The organism is Tepidibacter aestuarii (assembly GCF_934924865.1).
GTDB classification, from domain to species: Bacteria; Bacillota; Clostridia; order Peptostreptococcales; family Peptostreptococcaceae; genus Tepidibacter_A; species Tepidibacter_A aestuarii.
The window spans coordinates 2341520-2360979 of record NZ_OW235315.1; the positions used below are offsets into that span (position 1 = coordinate 2341520).

General features: G+C 29.5%; 18 protein-coding genes. 3 read left to right on the forward strand and 15 right to left on the reverse strand.

The genetic code is table 11. From position 1 onward, the window contains the following. Window positions 1-3: 3 nt before the first annotated feature. The 3 genes from M2214_RS11595 to M2214_RS11605 all read right to left on the reverse strand — a co-directional run bounded on the left by M2214_RS11595 (window position 4) and on the right by M2214_RS11605 (window position 2787). On the reverse strand, window positions 4-1008 hold the full coding sequence (locus tag M2214_RS11595) for a LacI family DNA-binding transcriptional regulator (protein WP_248478205.1): 1005 nt from the start codon (window positions 1006-1008) through the stop codon (window positions 4-6). Between the two features lie 220 nt (window positions 1009-1228). Beyond that, window positions 1229-1957 (reverse strand): YetF domain-containing protein, encoded by a 729-nt coding sequence (locus tag M2214_RS11600; protein ID WP_248478207.1) that lies wholly within the window; start codon window positions 1955-1957, stop codon window positions 1229-1231. A 320-nt stretch (window positions 1958-2277) separates the two neighbouring features. After that, window positions 2278-2787: a Csac_0668 family 2Fe-2S cluster-binding (seleno)protein gene (locus tag M2214_RS11605; RefSeq protein WP_326521596.1), complete on the reverse strand. Its 510-nt coding sequence runs from the start codon at window positions 2785-2787 to the stop codon at window positions 2278-2280. A gap of 245 nt (window positions 2788-3032) precedes the next feature. On the opposite strand from M2214_RS11605, the gene M2214_RS11610 reads away from it, so the two are divergent. Continuing rightward, window positions 3033-3812, forward strand: a complete 780-nt coding sequence (locus tag M2214_RS11610; protein WP_408648292.1) for a DUF5714 domain-containing protein — start codon at window positions 3033-3035, stop codon at window positions 3810-3812. Window positions 3813-3989: 177 nt separating this feature from the next. Next, the gene (locus M2214_RS11615) at window positions 3990-5399 is read left to right on the forward strand and encodes an S-layer homology domain-containing protein (protein WP_248478209.1); all 1410 of its coding nucleotides are present in this window, start codon (window positions 3990-3992) and stop codon (window positions 5397-5399) included. Window positions 5400-5574: 175 nt separating this feature from the next. Here M2214_RS11615 and M2214_RS11620 read toward each other — a convergent pair whose 3' ends face one another. The 4 genes from M2214_RS11620 to M2214_RS11635 form a co-directional block, all read right to left on the reverse strand. Continuing rightward, window positions 5575-6447 (reverse strand): methionyl aminopeptidase, encoded by an 873-nt coding sequence (locus M2214_RS11620; RefSeq protein ID WP_248478217.1) that lies wholly within the window; start codon window positions 6445-6447, stop codon window positions 5575-5577. 380 nt (window positions 6448-6827) lie between these two features. Next, window positions 6828-7337: a flavin reductase family protein gene (locus M2214_RS11625; protein WP_248478219.1), complete on the reverse strand. Its 510-nt coding sequence runs from the start codon at window positions 7335-7337 to the stop codon at window positions 6828-6830. A 209-nt stretch (window positions 7338-7546) separates the two neighbouring features. Further along, on the reverse strand, window positions 7547-8416 hold the full coding sequence (locus M2214_RS11630; RefSeq protein WP_248478221.1) for a mechanosensitive ion channel family protein: 870 nt from the start codon (window positions 8414-8416) through the stop codon (window positions 7547-7549). Window positions 8417-8942: 526 nt separating this feature from the next. Continuing rightward, on the reverse strand, window positions 8943-9491 hold the full coding sequence (locus M2214_RS11635; RefSeq protein WP_248478228.1) for a GNAT family N-acetyltransferase: 549 nt from the start codon (window positions 9489-9491) through the stop codon (window positions 8943-8945). A gap of 329 nt (window positions 9492-9820) precedes the next feature. Between M2214_RS11635 and M2214_RS11640 the strand changes: the two genes are divergently transcribed. Continuing rightward, on the forward strand, window positions 9821-10366 hold the full coding sequence (locus M2214_RS11640; protein WP_248484844.1) for a peroxiredoxin: 546 nt from the start codon (window positions 9821-9823) through the stop codon (window positions 10364-10366). 161 nt (window positions 10367-10527) lie between these two features. On the opposite strand, the gene M2214_RS11645 is transcribed toward M2214_RS11640, so the two are convergent. The 8 genes from M2214_RS11645 to kamA are packed head-to-tail and all read right to left on the reverse strand — an operon-like array spanning window position 10528 to window position 19446. Further along, on the reverse strand, window positions 10528-11706 hold the full coding sequence (locus M2214_RS11645) for an acetyl-CoA C-acetyltransferase (RefSeq protein ID WP_248478246.1): 1179 nt from the start codon (window positions 11704-11706) through the stop codon (window positions 10528-10530). 12 nt (window positions 11707-11718) lie between these two features. After that, a complete protein-coding gene (locus tag M2214_RS11650; RefSeq protein ID WP_248478248.1) occupies window positions 11719-12558 on the reverse strand; it encodes a 3-hydroxybutyryl-CoA dehydrogenase in 840 nt (279 codons plus the stop codon). A 12-nt stretch (window positions 12559-12570) separates the two neighbouring features. Further along, window positions 12571-13338 carry an enoyl-CoA hydratase-related protein gene (locus tag M2214_RS11655; RefSeq protein ID WP_248478250.1) on the reverse strand — a complete coding sequence of 256 codons (768 nt, stop codon included), beginning with the start codon at window positions 13336-13338 and terminating at the stop codon, window positions 12571-12573. Window positions 13339-13348: 10 nt separating this feature from the next. Further along, a complete protein-coding gene (gene kamE / locus M2214_RS11660; protein WP_248478260.1) occupies window positions 13349-14137 on the reverse strand; it encodes a lysine 5,6-aminomutase subunit beta in 789 nt (262 codons plus the stop codon). Further along, entirely contained in the window at window positions 14137-15693 is a 1557-nt protein-coding gene (gene kamD, locus M2214_RS11665) for a lysine 5,6-aminomutase subunit alpha (RefSeq protein ID WP_248478262.1), read from the reverse strand. The genes kamE and kamD overlap by 1 nt, the downstream gene beginning before the upstream one ends. A 25-nt stretch (window positions 15694-15718) precedes the next feature. Then, a complete protein-coding gene (gene kamC, locus M2214_RS11670; protein WP_248478264.1) occupies window positions 15719-17167 on the reverse strand; it encodes a lysine 5,6-aminomutase reactivase ATPase KamC in 1449 nt (482 codons plus the stop codon). 10 nt (window positions 17168-17177) lie between these two features. Then, a complete protein-coding gene (kamB, locus tag M2214_RS11675) occupies window positions 17178-18194 on the reverse strand; it encodes a lysine 5,6-aminomutase reactivase subunit KamB (protein WP_248478266.1) in 1017 nt (338 codons plus the stop codon). Then, window positions 18169-19446, reverse strand: coding sequence for a lysine 2,3-aminomutase (gene kamA, locus M2214_RS11680; RefSeq protein ID WP_248478268.1), 1278 nt, complete (start codon window positions 19444-19446; stop codon window positions 18169-18171). The genes kamB and kamA overlap by 26 nt, the downstream gene beginning before the upstream one ends. Window positions 19447-19460 lie beyond the last annotated feature (14 nt).

Here is a 19460-nt window from a genome sequence, read left to right on the forward strand (position 1 = left end):
TTTTCACCTCTTTGAAGTAGATTTTCTAACTACAAGCTGTGTAGACAAATCTATGTGTTTTATATTTTTTTCTTTATTTTCAATTGCATCTATAAGTATCTCAATAGCTTTATATCCCATTTCATAATTAGGTTGTCTAATTGTAGTAAGTTCTGGATCAATCAAATTTGACATATATATATCATCAAACCCTACTACACTTACATCACTTGGAACATCTAATTTCATTTCCTTTAAAGCTTTAATTGCTCCTATTGCAATCAAGTCATTTCCACAAAATACACTAGTGTATTCAAGCTCTGTTCCTATATCCTTTATTACTTTATATCCCCATTCACTTTTGTAACTTCCTTCTCTTATATACTCTTCTTTGAATTCTACATCAAACTCACTTAAAGCTTTTTTGTATCCTTTTAATCTATCCGATGCCGTCTTACTTTCTAATGGACCTGATAAGTATAGTATTTTTTCATGTCCTAATTGTAGTAAATGTTTAGTTCCTTCATATCCTCCCATAAAATTGTCTACAGTAACCTTTCCTATTATCCCGTCTATATTTACATCTCTATCAACTAAGACTATTGGAACAACTGATTTTTTCTTACCTTGAAAACCTTTTCCTCTTTCAGATGCTGCTGTAAATACTATTCCATCTACCATTTTTTCAACTAGCATATTAATATATTCTTCTTCTTTATCTGAATCATCATCTGTATTGCAAAATATCATATTATACCCTTTTTCATTAGCCTTATCTTCGGCTCCTCTTGCAAGTTCAGGGAAGAAAGGGTTTCTTATATCTGGTATTACAAGACCTATAGTATTTGTTTTTTTGGTAACTAAACTTTTAGCTATTTTATTAGGTCTATAATTATGTTCTTCAATTAAATTCAGTACTCTTTCTCTTGTAGAATCACTTATATCCTTATCTTTATTATTAAGTATTTTTGATACTGTTGTTGTAGATACACCTGCCAGTTTTGCAATGTCTTTTATTGTAATACCCATTATACTTTACCTCCACTTTAGGTAAACGTTTTACTAAAACGTTTACCTAAAGTATATCATCACCTAAAACATATTTCAACATTTTTTTTATATACTACTAAGCTCTAAGCATTATTGTATATTATTGAATTAATACAAATAGAGGGAGCCATTAGGCATCCCTCTATTTGTATAATCGAATTATGAAATTTTCTTAATTAACCAAATCGGCAGTTCAGCCTTATACCCTTTTATTATCTTCACTAAAATCAATATTATTTTTTAATTTATCATGATATTTATCAACATACATTTTTCCATTTTCATCTATCGTTGCATACATTACTTCTTCAGTCCTTTTTACCCCATAAGCTCTGAGTTTATTCATGAGATCTTTACCACTTAAATTTTTTTTCTTTAAATTTTCATATATAACTTGACCTCCTATAATGATTTCGGTAGGAATAGACTCAGCTTTTGCTTTTATATTTAAATCTTTCAATGTCACAGTATTTTTCTCAGTTTTTTTAAAAACGCTTAGTTTTCCATTCATTTCTAATATGCCATAAGCAACATCTTCTGGCGATAAACAATTATTTTGTCTCAAAAGCACAGTAATTTCATCTATATTATATCGAATTCGCTTTAAATTATTTTCAAGTACTTTACCATCCTCTATAACTAATATAGGTTCACCTTCTGTTACTTTTCTAAAACTTCTATTTTTCAGTGAAATTAATGAAAAAACTCCTGTAAGTAATCCAAATAAAATAAGCCCAGTAAAATGCTGCATCGTATTATTATCAAGATCAGTAGCTAATGTTGCAGCGATTGAACCAAAAGTTATACCATTTATATATTCATAAAATGTTAATTGAGCAACCTGTTGTCTTCCTAAAAGCCTAGTAATGAACAATATCGCAAAAAAAGCTAAAAATGTCTGAATAATGATTTCTAAATATAATTTCAATTTAAACCAACTCCTATATAAATTTATTAAGCATATTAATCTCTTCTAATAAGTGTGAAATCTAAAACTGTATAAAATTCAACTTACATATATTATTTTGCTACTATTTGAGAATACTATACTTAAATAAAAATTTTTTAATGAGGTGAATTAAGATGAGTTTACTTTATGAGGCTATTTTTACGATTTCGTTTATAATAGTAGGATTTATTCTTCTGTATGTGTTGACGAAAAAAGAAATGATATAATTTAAAAAGAAGATGATTAACTAAATCATCTTCTATTTAAGCCATGTAAATGTATAGTGTATATAGTTGTTTTTATGGGTTCAACTTATTAGCAATCATAGATAAACCTTTATCTATTGCATCTTGCACTAAAGAATGACAGCACTTACCTAAAGGGTTTTTAGTCTCACATTGCCCATTCTTCATAGCACCTGTCAATTTAATTACATCTTTCATTTCTCTTGCTCCATCATTTAATACTGAATATATCACCTGTTTTTCTGTTACTTTATTACAATAGCAAACATACTTAGGGTCAGCATATTTCTTAAACCATATTGGTACATTCATATCATCTTTATTAAATCTAACATCTAATTTTAGATTATAATAAACAACCTCACATTCTTCATTCATACATAAATAATAATTTTCTTCTCCAACCTGTTTTCTTTTATCTTCAGATACAATATGATTTACTGTAATATTTTTTACTCCATTACCTACTTTATTACATACAGGGCATAAGTTATCTTGTTCTATCTTACTGATAGATTGTAATTTAGTTTCTCAACAAGATTGTTTTAGAGTTTTATCTATCATTAATTGTTTTTCTCCTTTTTAAATTTTTATAATAATAATTTTACCACATACTAAAAGGTCCTGGTAATTTAAATAGATTTTTATTGTAACACAACTCAACTTTTAATATATTTATTAATATATAAGTAACGATTTATATAAATTACTATTTATGTTACGATATAGATATAAAATTACAAATATGTTGAAATTTTGGTCAATTAAATTTAAGTAAAGCTATTCAACTAAGCTTAAGGAGGAAAATCATGTCTAATGAAAAGTTAAAAAATGCATCTGCTTGTTGAGGTCCTAACAAAGAAGGTATTAGTGAATACCTTGATCATAGTAAAGAAAACTGTTTAATTTGTAATAGTAAGCTTGAATATCTAGAAACTGGAAAGAAGTTTACATGTATAAGATGTGGCGAAAAAGAAAATGGATATGTTTATTGTCCTAATAATCATTATATTTGTGATGATTGCCATGGCAAAGATGCTTTTGATTTAATCCAAAAACTATCTTTTTCTTCAAAAGAATCTAACCCTTTAATTATTGCAGAAAAAATATTAAATGTATCCTCTATTCCTATGTTAGGCTGTGAGCATGCTTGGATTACTGCAGGATCATTTTTAGCAGCTATAAGAAATCATGGAAGCATTAAAATTACAGATAATCAAATTAAGGAAGCATTAACTCGTACAAAAAAACAAGCAATAGGTGCTTATTGTGGGTTAACAGGTATTTGTGGAATAGCCCCTGCTATAGGCGCTTGCTTTAGCGTTATTCTAGGTGCAGCATGTCCTAAAGATAAAGAAACTGCTGATACTATGCATATTGTTTCTCAAGTAATTGATGCAATTGCTAATGAAACAGGTCCATGCTGCTGTAAAAATTTTATGCGTACTTCATTAACTTTAAGTTGTAATCTTGCTGAAAAATATCTTAATATAAAGCTGCCACATGACATAAATATTTATTGCTCTGATAGTCAACGACATCCTAATGGTTGCCGAAAAACTAAATGCTATTACTATAAAAGATTTTAAAATTTAAACTTATAATTACATTCTTATTTATCTATATATCTGCTTTACATAAAATGAAATTCATTCCAATTTTTTCCCAAATATGAATAAAATTTAAAATTTTTTTAAATAAAGGTACTAAAAAAATATATATGATGCGTATTGTATAATAGATTAATAAATAAGGGAGGTAAAATTATGAAAAAAATAGTTAGTTTTATATTGGCAGTTATGTTAGTACTTCCAATGACTTTAACACCAAGTTATGCTAAATCTAAAGATGGTTTTATTCCACCTGGATTAGCCAAAAAAGGAGGATTACCACCGGGAATAGCAAAAAAGTTTAGAGATATTGGTGAATACGAGTGGGCTCAAAGATCTATAGAAAGAATGTACTTAAAAGGTATAATAAAAGGAATGAATGACAATGAGTTTGCTCCTTCTAAAAATGTTACTAAAATAGAATCATTAGCAATGATTATTCGTACAATGGGATGGGATGATGAAGCTAATGAATGCCTTAATTTAATAAAAAAAGGTAAAAAAGATGATAAATTAGAAAAAAAATTGCAAGATTGGGGAAAAGGGTACATAGAAGTGGCTCTTGATAAGGGAATAATTGATGAAGTTGATATATGGCAGGATAATTTTACTGCACCTGCAACAAGACAAGAGGTAGCTAAATATATTATAAGAGCTTTAGGATATGAAGAAGAAGCACAGGAATATATGAAGGAAGACCTTAGATTTAAAGATACATCAGCAGTTCAAATAGGAAATGTAGGATATATCTACTTAATTGATAAAAAAGAAATTATGTCAGGATATCCAGATAATACATTTAGACCAAATCAATCTGTCAAAAGAGTAGAAATGGCTAAATTAATTGATAATTTAGATGAAAAGTTAAATGATGAAGAAATCGAAGATGATGATGATAAAGATGAAGTAGAAACAAAAGAAATCTTCAAAGGAAGAATAACTGAATTAGACTTAAAAGATGAAGAGATTGTTGTAAAAGTAGACAATAAAGAAAAATTATTTGAAATAGAGAATAATACAGTTATAAAAATAGATGGTGAAAAAGAAGATATTGAAGATTTATATGTTGGAATGAACGTTAAAATTATAGTAGAAGATGAAAAAGTAGTAAAGGTATATGCTTACTATAATGAAGAAGAATATAAAGGAACTATTTTAAGTGTTAATGTAGATAAAGATGAACTAAAAATAAAAGTAAATAACACTGAAAAAACTTTTAAAATAGACGAAGATGCAGATATTGAGTTAGATGAAGAAAATGTAAAATTAGACGAATTACAAGAAGGAATGGAAGTAGAAGTAGAATTAAAAGATGGAAAAATTATCGAAATAAATGCTGAATCTATAATCAAAGAATATGAAGGAAAATTAATAGAAAAAATCGAAGGAAAAGTAAATAAGCTTACTATTAAAATAGATGAAGATACTAAAACTTTCGAAGTAGATGAAGATGTAGAAATAGAATTTGATGATGAAGATGGTGAATTTGAGGATTTAAAAGTAGGTTCAGAAGTTGAAGTAAAAGTAGTAAATAATATTATTGTAGAAATAGAAGTTGAAGATTAATCTTTAAAATGAGCTATCTTAACACGGTAATATAAAAAAAAGTGTGTACACTTTCCATGAAAGGAAGGTACACACTTTTTTATTATGAAATACTTCCAATAGTCTTAATTGAATATTAATTCTACGATTTTTCAATTTATACTTTAGTGTAAATATTTGTATACGGTTCGTCGTTTTATTTGGATATTATCTCTATTCCATCTTCAGTTACAAGAATTGTATGTTCCCATTGTGCTGAAAGTGCTCCATCAGCTGTAAATGCTGTCCATCCGTTCTTTTTATCTATAATTATTTTATTACTTCCACCATTTATCATAGGTTCAATAGTAAATACCATACCTGGTACTAAAAGCATACCTGTTCCTCTTTCTCCAAAATGATATACAAAAGGTTCTTCATGAATATCAATTCCAACTCCATGCCCTCCAAACTCCCTAACTACAGAGTATCCATTACTTTCTGCATGTTCTTGAATAACTGCTCCTACATCCCCTAAGCAAGTTTTCCACGGTTTAATCTCATCTATTCCTTTATATAAGCACTCTTTGGTTACATCAACAATTTTTCTAGCTTCGTCACTCACCTTGCCAATTTCAAACATTCTTGATGCATCTGAATAGTATCCATTAAGCATAGTTGTTGCATCAACATTTATGATGTCTCCCTCTTTAAGAATTGTATCTTTGCTAGGTATGCCATGGCACACTTCATTGTTAATTGATGTACAAATACTCTTTGGAAAACCATTATAATTAAGATCTGCTGGTGTTCCTCCACGAGATACTGTGTACTCATGCGCTAATGTATTTATTTCTTCTGTACTCATTCCCTCTCTAATATTCTTATTAATAGTATCTAAGAGATCATTGTTAATTTTAGCACTTTTTCTTATACCTTCAATTTGCTCTTTACTCTTAATCATCTTTCTTGTTGGGACTCTATATCCTTGTTGCTTTAATTTTTTTAATTTCTCATCAAAATCCATATGACACTTTTTATATTTTAGCTCACTACCACACCAACATTTATCATTTCTACTTAAACTCATATGTCCTCTCTCCTTATTTGTATATTTAACTATATGTTAATATACCCTTAATCAAACCATTCAAATTCTCTATAAACAATAAATTAGATTTATATTATTTATTTAGTATACATCAAATCTCCCATTTTAATTTATTCTCATCTTTGGATATTGTTCTACAATCATTGTTTAATAAACTCAATCGGATATACTCATATTATATCTACGTCAATATTATAGATACAAAAAGAAGTGGAATATTAGAATTCCACTTCTTTTTATATAGTCAAAGTTTATTTATTTCTTACATGCTTTTTAATTCGCATCTAGTTTTTTTGAATCATTTAATTCAGACACTACTGATTCTATTGAATTTAAGTTTTCAACTAATTATATAGTAATTATTCATTTATATAAGTCCCTACTATTTCCCCATAATATAATACATGATAGTCATCATTTGAATATTTTTTTTCTTTTATTTCACTATCAATTATACATTTAGGATCCATTTCCTGTTTGTAAACTATTTTACATTCAATGTGAAGGTCACATTCTTCTATTATAGGCGAATTTATATTTTTGCTATCTACTGCATTTATATTACATTCTTTAAATTTATCTATATCTCTTCCTGATTTAGTTCCACATATACTCAATGCTTCCTTTAACTGACTTTTTATTGGAAAGCTTACAGAAAAATCTTTAGCATTTTCTATTAATTTATATGTATGTCTTGAATATCTTACCATGGCAGTAAAAACAGGCTTATTCCACATAAAGCCTATATTTCCCCAAGCTATTGTCATTGTATTTACATTTCCTTCATTATCTTTAACATTTAAAAATGCTCCCTTTTGAAGCTGATCTAAAAGTTCTTTAGATAATTCATTATATTTTATTTCTTTCACAGAAATCACTCCTTAAAATTTATAATTCTCTTCTATACAGAATTTAATATATATTAAATTTACCACTTAGTCGCATATCCATCAAGCTAAGAAACATATTTTATCTAAATATTTTTATTACTTTTTTAATTTCACTACTGCATTCAAATAATTTCTGTCTATTTTTTTAAACAATTTATATGTTTTCATTTTTGAATTGGTTAAAATTTCTAATTATTAGTAATTCTTGTTGTTGGATATGCTAATTGAATATCCTCTTCCTCTCCAAAGATACGAAGAATATCTTCCCATATATCATTCACGGTATTACGAATTTGACGTGGTAGACACAGGTACCTTATAGTTAACTGTATACCACTTTCTTTAACATCTGTATATACAATCGGAGTTAGTTTTTTATAATGGATCATATAATCCTTCTTTGCTTTATCTACCATTCTAGAGGCCTCATCAGATAAGTGCAAAGAATGATTATTACTTATATCTGTTAAAATCTTTTTAGCCTTTTCCCAATCACTTTCAAAAGTAATAAGAACCTTTATTTCATTCCAAATATATTTAAATCCTTTATTGTAGTTAACTAATGAGTGTGAAAAAATATAATAATTTGGAATAATAATAATCCGCCCTGTGCTCTGCTCCCCATTTTCAAATGATGATACCTCCATTAAACTAAATTGGAACACCCTTATATCAATAACATCACCTTTTTGTTTATTTATACTTATTCGATCGCTTACTTTAAATGGTTTTCTAATAATGATAAATACCCATGCTGCAATATTTGAAAATAGATTTTTTAAAGCAATAGCAATACCAGCTGATACAAGCCCTAAATAGGTTGTTAAACTAGTTGTAGAATTCGACCAAAGAAATATACAAACAATAACAAAAATAGAACTAAAAAAATAATAAACTCTTTTTCTAACTAAATAATACTTATTCTTATCATTAATATTAGTATAAAGAATATGATTAATAACTTTAATACTTAACATAATAGCTATAAGAGCTAAAAAAGTCCAAAAAATCTTTATCAACAAATTATTTCCACTTATATATGTCAGAGTTGAATTCATTAATATAACTCCTTCCAATATAGATTATCATTTATATAAATACTATATCGACTCTAACCAAATTATTCTATATTTTTATTATAATAAAAAAAGTATATCTTAACTTTAATATTTTATTTACAGATATATATTTTCTTTTAATATTCTACAATATTTAATATTTTGCTCTTTGAATTGATTATTGATTTATCATTTTGGACAATTTCTAATATAATTGTTCCATCAAAATCAGGCAGTATTTCTTTGAAAATGCATTTATAACCTAATTCCATTCTCTTTAAATATTTTTACTACTTTTCTAATTTCACCTGAAAGTTTCATCACTGTATTTGAATCAATTATTTCACTTTCACAAATCAGATGAATTATTAAATCTTTGTTATTAAGTAATTTTGCTGCCTTTACTAGCGTATGAGCATGTTCTTCAAATTCGTTAATGTCTAAATTCGCATGAATTATTATTGGAAAACCACAGTATTTTATAAATTCTACTTTAGAATCCTCCTAACAATTAACTTCAAATCAATTACTTAGTAATATTCCATTCAATATCTAACATACTATAAACAACATGACTCACATAATGATCATATAGCCATTCTACTTCTCTTAGTATTCCTTCATTCTTAAATCCCAATTGCTTTGGTATTGCTCTACTTTTTACATTCCCTTCTGCACACCTTATCTCAACTCTATGTAAGCCCAACTCTGAAAAAGCATAATCAACCATAGCTTTACAAGATCTTATCATTATGCCAAGACCAGTAAATTCAGAACCTAACCAATATCCAATATTCACTTTTTTATGTGAGCGATTCAGTTCATGATATCCAATTACACCTGCAAACTCACCTCTATACCATATACCTGCTGTAAAACCTTCATTATTAGCAAACTGCTCAAGACATGATTTAATAAATTTATTGACATCTTCACAACTCTTGGTATTATCTACCCAAGGTAGCCATTGTCTTAAATAATTTCTATTCTTATCAATCAATAAGTAATCTTCTTTTGTATGTATCTCTTCTAAGATCTTCAATTCAATATCTTCATCTATTATCTTTTTAAACATTATTATCTGCCCCTTCACCAAGTAATTTGTTATAATCAATCTATTTAACAAGTTCAATCGAGCTTCCCATGATAGACATAATGTATCTAATTTTTTCTATATCATTATTATACATGAAATATATGAATTTTTTGTAATGAAATACAAAATGTAATTTACAAAATAATGCACATTAAAATGTTAGGCTAATTTTCATTTAACGTCTTACTATATTGCCTTATTCAAAAATTTAACATATTTACTATTGTATATAATTCTTTTGTCCTTGAAAGACTATTAAAAGATATATAATTCATAGGAGTGATATAATGAGTCAAATTTCATTAGATATGTTGGCACCACCTATTGCAGCACAAGGGTATGTAAATGGAATCCAAAAACAGATCTCCCTTAAAGACTATGCAGGACAATGGCTTATACTCTTTTTTTATGGCAGTGACTTCACTTTTGTCTGACCAACAGAATTGGCAGCAGTTGCTGATAAATATACTGAAATCACTGGGCTTGGAGCAGATGTTTTAGCTATCAGTACAGATAGTATTTATTCTCATAAAGTATTTCATGAAGTTTCTCCAAGTGCAAAAAAAGTAATGTATCCTTTGCTTTCTGATAGAACCCTTAATATTTCTAGATCCTATGGTGTTTTGGACGATAAAAGTGCATCATCCTACAGAGCTACTTTTATCATTGATCCCAATGGGAAAATAAAACTATGGGAAGTCTATCCTTCTACTGTAGGTAGAAATATTGATGAAACAATTCGAGCATTAAAAGCAATACAATATAATTCTCAAAGTAATGAAGGTACACCAGCAAATTGGCAACCTGGTGAAAATGGAATAAAACCTGATCTACAACTTGCAGGAAAAATATGATATATAAATTTTGGAAATAACTTTTATAGTGCAAAAACACCATTCCAAAATAATTCACATTAAAATGTTAACGAAGTAGTGTCATTTTAATGTGTATTATTTTGAGATTAAGAACAAAAAAAGACTCTGATGTATAGCAACATCAAAGCCCTCATTTAGAATTATCTTTTAACTACAACAGCAGTACCCATTCCACCACCAATGCACAAAGTAGCAAGCCCATAACCACAATTTCTCCTTCTCATCTCATGAAGTAATGTCACAAATATTCTAGCTCCAGATGCTCCTATTGGATGACCTAGTGCTATTGCTCCACCATTTACATTTACCTTATTCATATCAAGATTTAATTCTTTTGCAACTGCTATAGACTGTGCTGCAAAAGCTTCATTAGCTTCTATCAAATCCATATCATCAATACTTAAGTTAGCTTTATCAAGAGCTTTCTTGACAGCATCAACTGGTCCTATTCCCATAATAGATGGGTCTACTCCTTTTGATGCATAACTAACTATAGTTGCTAAAGGTTCAAGCCCTAACTCTTCACACTTTTCCTTACTCATTATAACAAGAGCTGCTGCACCATCATTTATTCCAGATGCATTTGCCGCTGTTACCGTTCCATCCTTTTTAAATGCAGGTCTTAGTTTTTGTAATTTTTCTAGTTTAGATCCATACTTTATAAACTCATCTTTATCAAATACTATAGGGTCTTTTTTTCTCTGAGGAATAACAACAGGAACTATTTCATCATCAAACTTTCCATCTAACTGTGCCTTTTCAGCCTTATTTTGAGATTTAACTGCAAATTCATCCTGCTCTTCTCTAGTTATAGAGTACTTTTCAGCCAAATTCTCAGCTGTAATTCCCATATGATAGTCATTAAAAGCATCCCAAAGTCCATCTTTTATCATAACATCCTTTAGATTTCCATCACCCATTCTATATCCCCATCTAGCATTCTCGAGTAAATAAGGTGATTTTGACATATTCTCAACTCCACCTACTACAACAATATCATTATCTCCTGATAATATAGTTTGTGCAGCAAGTGATACACTTCTAAGGCCTGATCCACATACCTTATTTATACTCATTGCAGGAATACTATCAGGCATACCGGCACCTAGTGAACACTGTCTAGCTATATTTTGACCAAGACCCCCTTGAAGAACACATCCAAATATAACTTCATCTACATAATTTGAACTCACATTAGCTCTTTTTAAAGCTTCTTTAATAACCAAACTTCCAAGTTGCTTAGCTTCTACATCCTTAAGTGATCCTCCATAATTTCCTATAGGTGTTCTAACTGCCGAGACAACTACAGCTTCTCTCATATAAAATCCCCCTTAATATTTATAAAATCCGTTCTTTGTTTTTCTTCCCAATAAATTCCCCCTGACCATCTTTTTAAGAAGAGTATGTGGTCTATATTTGTCATCCCCAAATTCTTCATGTAGTATCTCCATTATGAATAAAACAACATCATTTCCTATAAGATCAGACAACTCAAGCGGTCCCATAGGATGACCAGCACCTAGCTTCATAGCTTTATCTATCTCCTCATTAGTAGCTATTCCATCACCTAAAATACCTATAGCCTCATTAATCATAGGAATCAATATTCTATTAACTACAAATCCAGGAGCCTCTTTGACCATAACAGAATCCTTACTTATTTGAATGCATATTTCATTCACCTTATCTACAGTCTCTTTTGACGATGCTATTCCTTGTATTATTTCAACTAATTTCATAACAGGAGCCGGGTTGAAAAAATGCATCCCTATTACCTTATCAGGTCTTTTTGTTGAAAGGGCTATTTCTGTTATGCTAAGAGATGATGTATTGGTTGCAAGTATTGCATCTTCTTTTACTATTTCATCTAATTTTTTAAACAATTCTTTTTTTAACTCTATATTCTCAACTATAGCTTCAATCACAATATCACATTCTTTTAATTCATTGATTTCTAAACAAGTGTCGATTCTTTTTAGTATATCTTCCTTATCTTTTAATGTGATTTTTTCTTTTTTAACTTTTCTATCTAAATTTTTATCTATAATATTAAGTCCGTTTTTTATTTCGCTTTCACTAATTCCATTTAATATAACATCGTATCCTCTTTCTATAAAAACCTGTGCAATTCCACTTCCCATAGTTCCAGTTCCTATTACCCCTATCTTCATAAAACTTACCCCCTATTTATTTTCAAAGTTTGGCTTTCTCTTTTCATCAAATGCAACCATTCCCTCTTTTTGATCACTTGTGCTAAAGCAAGAGGCAAAGCATTCAACCTCATAATCAGTGTATAGATTTTTATTATAGGCAAAGTTAATAGCCTTCTTAGCCTGTTTTACAGCAATAGGAGCTTTCTTTATTATCTTATTTGCCATTTCTATTGATTCTTTTATAGGATCTTCTTCTATTTTATTTAAAATCCCTAAACTTAAAGCCTCTTTTGAATCTATCATATTCCCTGTATATATCATCTCCTTAGCTTTTGAAATCCCTATGACATTTGATAGTCTTTGAGTTGCTCCAAATCCTGGAATTATACCAAGACCAACCTCAGGTTGAGCAAATTTAGACTTTTCATTTCCTATTCTAATATCACAAGCTAGTGCAAGTTCTAATCCCCCACCTAAGCAATATCCATTTATAGCAGCTATTACAACCATTTGTAAGTTTTCTATTTTTTTGAATACATTGTTTCCAAGCTTTGAAAATCTCATAGCTTCAACACATCCCATATCTTTCATCTGATTAATATCTGCTCCAGCTACAAAAGCCTTTTCGCCTTCTCCAGATATTATTAAAACATGAAGATTTTTGTCTGCTTCTATTTCATCTAAAAGTATATTTAACTCAGTCAAAGTATTTCTATTTAAACTGTTCATATACTTAGCTCTGTTTATTTTTAAAATACCTATATTATCATTAATTTTTTCATATAATAAATTTTCCATAATATCCCCCCTATACAATTTCTTTATTAACCATCTCTGTAACTGCAAATGTTGCTACATCATCTGCGTATTTTCCAGCACCAAATCCAGCATCATATCCAAGTTCTTTAGCTAATTCATGATCTATTCTAGCTCCTCCACATATTAAAACAACGTTATCCCTTAATCCCTCAGCCTCTAATATCTCTACTAAATTAGTTAAATTATCTATATGTACATTTTTTTGAGTTACAGTTTGAGATACTAAAAGCACGTCTGCTTTAAGCTCTATAGCTTTTTTTATGAACTCTTCATTTGGAACTTGACTTCCAAGATTATAGGCTTCTATCATATCGTATCTTTCAAGGCCATAGTGTCCTGCATATCCCTTCATATTCATTATTGCATCTATTCCAACAGTATGAGCATCAGTTCCAGTACTAGCTCCTACAACCACTACTTTTCTCTTTATATTATCTCTTATATATTCATCTACTTCTTTCATAGACATTGTATCTACTTCTACAGTTTCAACATGCACACTAGTATAATCAACAGTATGATTTAGACTTCCATATACAACATAATATGTAAAGTCTTTATCTAAACTACCATGATAAGCTACAGATGGATCGCTAAGTCCCATTTTTGAAGCAAGTATCTTTGCACACTCTATACCCTTTTCATCATCTTTAACAGGAAGAGTAAAGCTTAATTGAACCTTTCCATCGTTCATGGTATCTCCATAAGGCTTTATTTTTGTTAGATCAAGAGTTTTATCAAACTCCTTACTATCCATCGAGTAAAGTCCACCGCTCATTATCTCTTCCCTCCTAACATAATATCTATAAATGGATTAAAATATTTTTTGTCCTTTTCTATAACTCCATCAATACCTTTACCTGAATCCATAGGTCTTTTTATTCCAGCAAAAGTTCCTTTCTCCAATGTTTTAAATAATCCTTGTACTTCTATTTCTTTTAATAATTCGTATGCTTTGTTCAATACCTCATTAGCTCTATTTTCTATTATTCCATCTTTTTTAAACGTTATCTCTTCCCCCAAAGAACTCATTGCATTGAATACATAACTAGCATTTTCTATTGAAAGTGCTCTATCTGACATAAAAGGTGTGTGTAACGCTTCTGTTAGCATACCTAAAAGATGTATCTTTTGATTTGTCATTATAGTTATCATATTAAACATAGCATCTTGTATATGACCTTTAAATATGTTTCCAGTCATAAACTTTGTAGGTGGCATATATTTTAACGGAGCCTTAGGGAATATTTCTCTAGCCATTTGTGCTTGTGCAAGTTCTAGTAAAAAACCATCCTTTATATCAGGATTCATTTCAAAAGCATGGCCCAGTCCCATAAGTTCCTCTGATAGTCCTGCAACCAAAGCAAATTGTTCATTTATAAATTGAGATGCAAGTACAGTATGAGCTTCTTCTACGGCATCAGCAGTAGTCAAATAATTGTCTTCACCTGTATTTATAATTACTCCTGCATATCCATTTATAGCTCTTGAGAAGTATTGATCTATCATAGTTCTTTTCATATTTATATCTCTAAATAATATTCCATAAAGGGCATCATTTAACATTACATCTAATCTTTCAATCGCTCCCATGGCCGCAATTTCTGGCATACAAAGCCCTGAACAATAATTACAAACTCTTATATATCTTCCAAGCTCTTCTCCAACCTCATCAAGAGCCGCTCTCATAAGCCTAAAGTTTTCTTGAGTTGCATAAGTTCCTCCAAATCCTTCAGTAGTTGCACCATATGGTACATAATCGAGTAGACTTTGACCAGTAGTTCTTATAACTGCTATTATATCCGCTCCTTGTTTTGCAGCAGCCTTTGCTTGAATTATATCTTCATATATATTTCCAGTAGCCACTATTACATATAAATATGGTCCTTCCTTATCTGAAAATCTACTTAAATACTCTTCTCTTTTCATTTTGTTAGCGTCTATTTTATCCATAGTAGCCTTTATCGTAGGTACTAAACTCATCTTTATATCGAACAAATCATGAATAGGAATTTTAGTTATATCCATTTCCTTTTTGCTAATTCTATTTGCTACCTCTTGTGCGCTTATTTCATAAGTTAACATTGCATTTCCAACAAATAAAGCAGCCCCTAAAGATAACATATTCTGACTTTTTATACTGTCTACAACTATATTCGAAAGAGGTACACCGTATTCATCAACCCCATCTATTCCTAATAACCTACACACAGTTCTCTCAACTGCCACTGTAGTATGACCGTTTATAAAGTTTTGCACATCATTTGCTATATTTTTTGCACACTGCCTAGCTTTATCTACAACCTCCCAGTTTAAATTAACTTTGCTTTTCATTTATTTTCATCCCCCCAGCAATTATTTAATAGTATTTTTTTGCTATATTAACTATTGATTCTTCAAGCCCCATAAGAATAGATATATTTAGTGCATCCTTTGGAACCTCACAATCACTTGTAACTTTTTCTAACCTGTAATCCATATTGTCCTGTATTATTTGTATAGATCTTGATTTATTCAAATAAATTTTATATTTTAATGAATCAAAATCTACATCTTTAAGTCCTATAACTTGATAATGAACTGTATTATAATCCACAACGCCATCATAATGAGTAGATATTATGCTTATACTCTTAAAATTTTCTAGATACTCACAAACAGATTTTACTAATATAGATCCTTCCTTTGGGTTTGTACCTCTTGCAAATTCATCAAGAGCAACAAATCCATTTCCTCTTTTTATAGACTCTACAACTTCTTTTAACTTATGTATTTCAGCTCCGAATGTACTAAGTCCCTTAGTAACAGATTGCATGTCATCAGATATAAAATATATAAAATCTAGTATTGGGAATACAGCTTTTTTGCAGAATACAAAGAACCCCATTTGTCCAAGCATCAAATTCAATACTATAGTATTTAAACTAATACTCTTTCCCCCCATATTAGCTCCAGTTATTACTGTTGATCCGCTGTTCAAATCTATGCTTATAGGTACGAATTTTTTATTGTTTTTTTCAACAATATCTTTTACATATGGATTTATACTCTCCTCTATGATTATATTCATATCATCACAAATTTCAGGCTTTACTGATTCATACTTAAGTGCTAATTTTGCTTTTCCTATCAAAAAATCAAGTTTTGCTAAAGAATTTATGTTGATTTTTATATCATCTACAAATTTATTTATTTCATCTGATAAATATTTCTTTATTCTTAGTTCTTCTTTTTCCTCAAGTATTACAATTCCTAATCTTTCTTCCTTTAAGTTGTATATTATTTCTTCATCTATTTGATTAAATATTTTCTGCTCTATTTCCCGTTTTCTATATCTTATTTTTCTTAAATTATCACTATATGAATCGTATATGTAAAATGTAGGTATTCTTCTTTTTTCTGGATCCAATAAATCTATTATCTTATCTGGTGATTTAAAGTTTATATCATATATATTTATATCCATTTCTTTATATATATCTATTAACTCCTCAATCAAAATGCAAAAGCATTTTATCTCAAATATTTCAACCTCATCTAAAACATTTGATCTTTCACACCTTTTAAGAGACTTTCTTATATCTTTAAATTTATATAGTAAATTATCTATTTTCATATGATAATCTTTATTCTTTGTAAAGCTTTCTTTCATAGTTTCTATGTAGTTTAATTCTTTTATTAGAATATCTTTTTGATTTTTTTTATAAGTCTTTACATCCTTTTTCATCTGTAATCCATAAGGTGTTGAAACATCTAAATTTCTCATTATATAATTAAAACCTATCACTTCTCTTTGACTATCATCCAAAAATCTAATATTAGCCACCTCCGATAACGTCAAATACAGGTAGTTCAACTTGTGTTCTTATTTTTTGTAAGAATTTATTTTTATCAAATTCATATCCATATATTGATTTAGGATTCACACTTATTCCTATTAAGTTTATTTTGTTTATAACTTTTATACTTCCACCCGTTTTTAAGAATCTATACATTGTACTCTCACTCACAAACGACTTAGTAGCATCTTGTATTAATATAGTTATCCCATTATATAAATCAGTAGATTTCATTATATCTTGAATTAACTTATCAAGAAGTAGACCTTTTATAACTATATGAGTTGCACTTTCATTTAGATTTTGTACTATATATTTTGATGAGTCTATTGAAGTTAATAAGTTTAAATCTTTAAATTCTAAGTTTTTATATATAATCCCGACCTTTGATATGCTATTTGCAGTCTTTAATATATTCTTATCTTCTTCCATACCTAAAGACAGAGTTTTGACAGTGTGTACAGTCTTATTCACAACGTCATTCATACTTTTAGATACGCAAGCACCTGTGCAAAGTATTGTCGCATCTGTAATAGATGGAGATGCAAAAGTCTTTCTAGATAAGGCTCCATCTACTAATACAAGTTCAGCCCCCAGTTTTATAAGGCTATCACATATAGTCTTTATATCTTTATTAGAAGATGCTCCAGCTAATTCTATATATCCATCACTTAAAGATTTAAATAATATAACCTGTCCCATAGGAGTATTTATACCTGTAGTATTTAATATTTCCTTTGTTACATCACTACTTAAAAAACACATTTTACTAGTTGCAATAAACGTACCTTTAGAAATGTATATTTGTGGCTTATGAGTGCTTGTAACTACATCTTTTTCTTCTCCATCTCTACCTATTGAAGTAAGACCAAGGGTTGTTTTACCCTTGGTTTTACTCAATATATAATTTAAAGTTGTAGTTTTACCAACATTTTTATCCATGCCTATTATGGATATACTATTATAATTTTTAAGAGTTTTTATTAGATTCTTCATGATTTTTATGACCTCTTAACTTTCTCTCAAGGCCTTCTGGTTCAAGTGCCATCTTTTGATTATTTAAAAGACCTGAAACTCCTACCAGTTCTACTTTTTTGCCTGATTTGCAAACATCACATGAACATGATGGAATATAACTATCTGGCTCTTGGTATGTTGTAATTACTCCTTCGAAGTTTCTAAGTATTACCTTGTTATTGCTTTGAGAAATTACATAGTTTGGCATAACAGGTGTCTTTCCTCCACCTCCAGGAGCATCAACTACAAATGTAGGTACACAGTATCCCGATGTATGCCCTCTTAATCCTTCAATTATTTCTATTCCCTTTGATACACTAGTTCTAAAATGCTCAAGTCCCATAGATAAATCACATTGATATATATAATATGGTCTAACCCTTATTTTTACTAATTCATTTACAAGTTTTTTCATCAAATGAACACAGTCGTTTACCCCTCTTAATAGAACCGATTGGTTTCCAAGAGGTATACCTGCATCTGCTAGCATCTCACATGCTTTTTTAGATTCTGGAGTTATCTCATTAGGATGATTAAAATGAGTATTCAACCAAATAGGATGATATTTTTTAAGCATGTTTACTAGGTCTTCAGTTATTCTTTGTGGCATAACAACAGGCGCTCTAGATCCTATTCTAACTATTTCAACATGAGGTATTTCCCTTAATCTCTTGATTATATATTCAAGTTTGTCATTAGATATTAATAAAGCATCTCCACCAGATAATAATACATCTCTTATCTGAGGTGTTTCTTTTATATAATCAATAGCTTTATCTATTTGTTTCATAGGAAGGGTACAATCGTTTTGACCTGCAAATCTTCTTCTTGTACAATGTCTACAGTACATAGAACATTGATCTGTTACTAATAAAAGAGCTCTATCTGGATATCTATGAGTTAATCCTTCAACAGGAGAGTCTTCGTCTTCATGCAGAGGGTCGAGTAAATCAGCATCAGATTCATGAAGTTCAAGCGATGTTGGAACTGCTTGCCTTCTTATAGGATCATTCACGTCATTGATATCTATTAAAGATAAATAATATGGTGTTATAGACATTCTTAGAGTTCCAAGACACTTAATGGCACCTTTTTCTTCTTCCTCTGTTAAAGGTATATATTTTTTTAGTTCATCAACTGTCTCTATTCTGTTTTTTAACTGCCATTTCCAGTCATTCCACTGCTCATCTGTAACATTTTCAAATAACTCAAACCTTCTACTATTTTTCATAATATCCCCCTTCT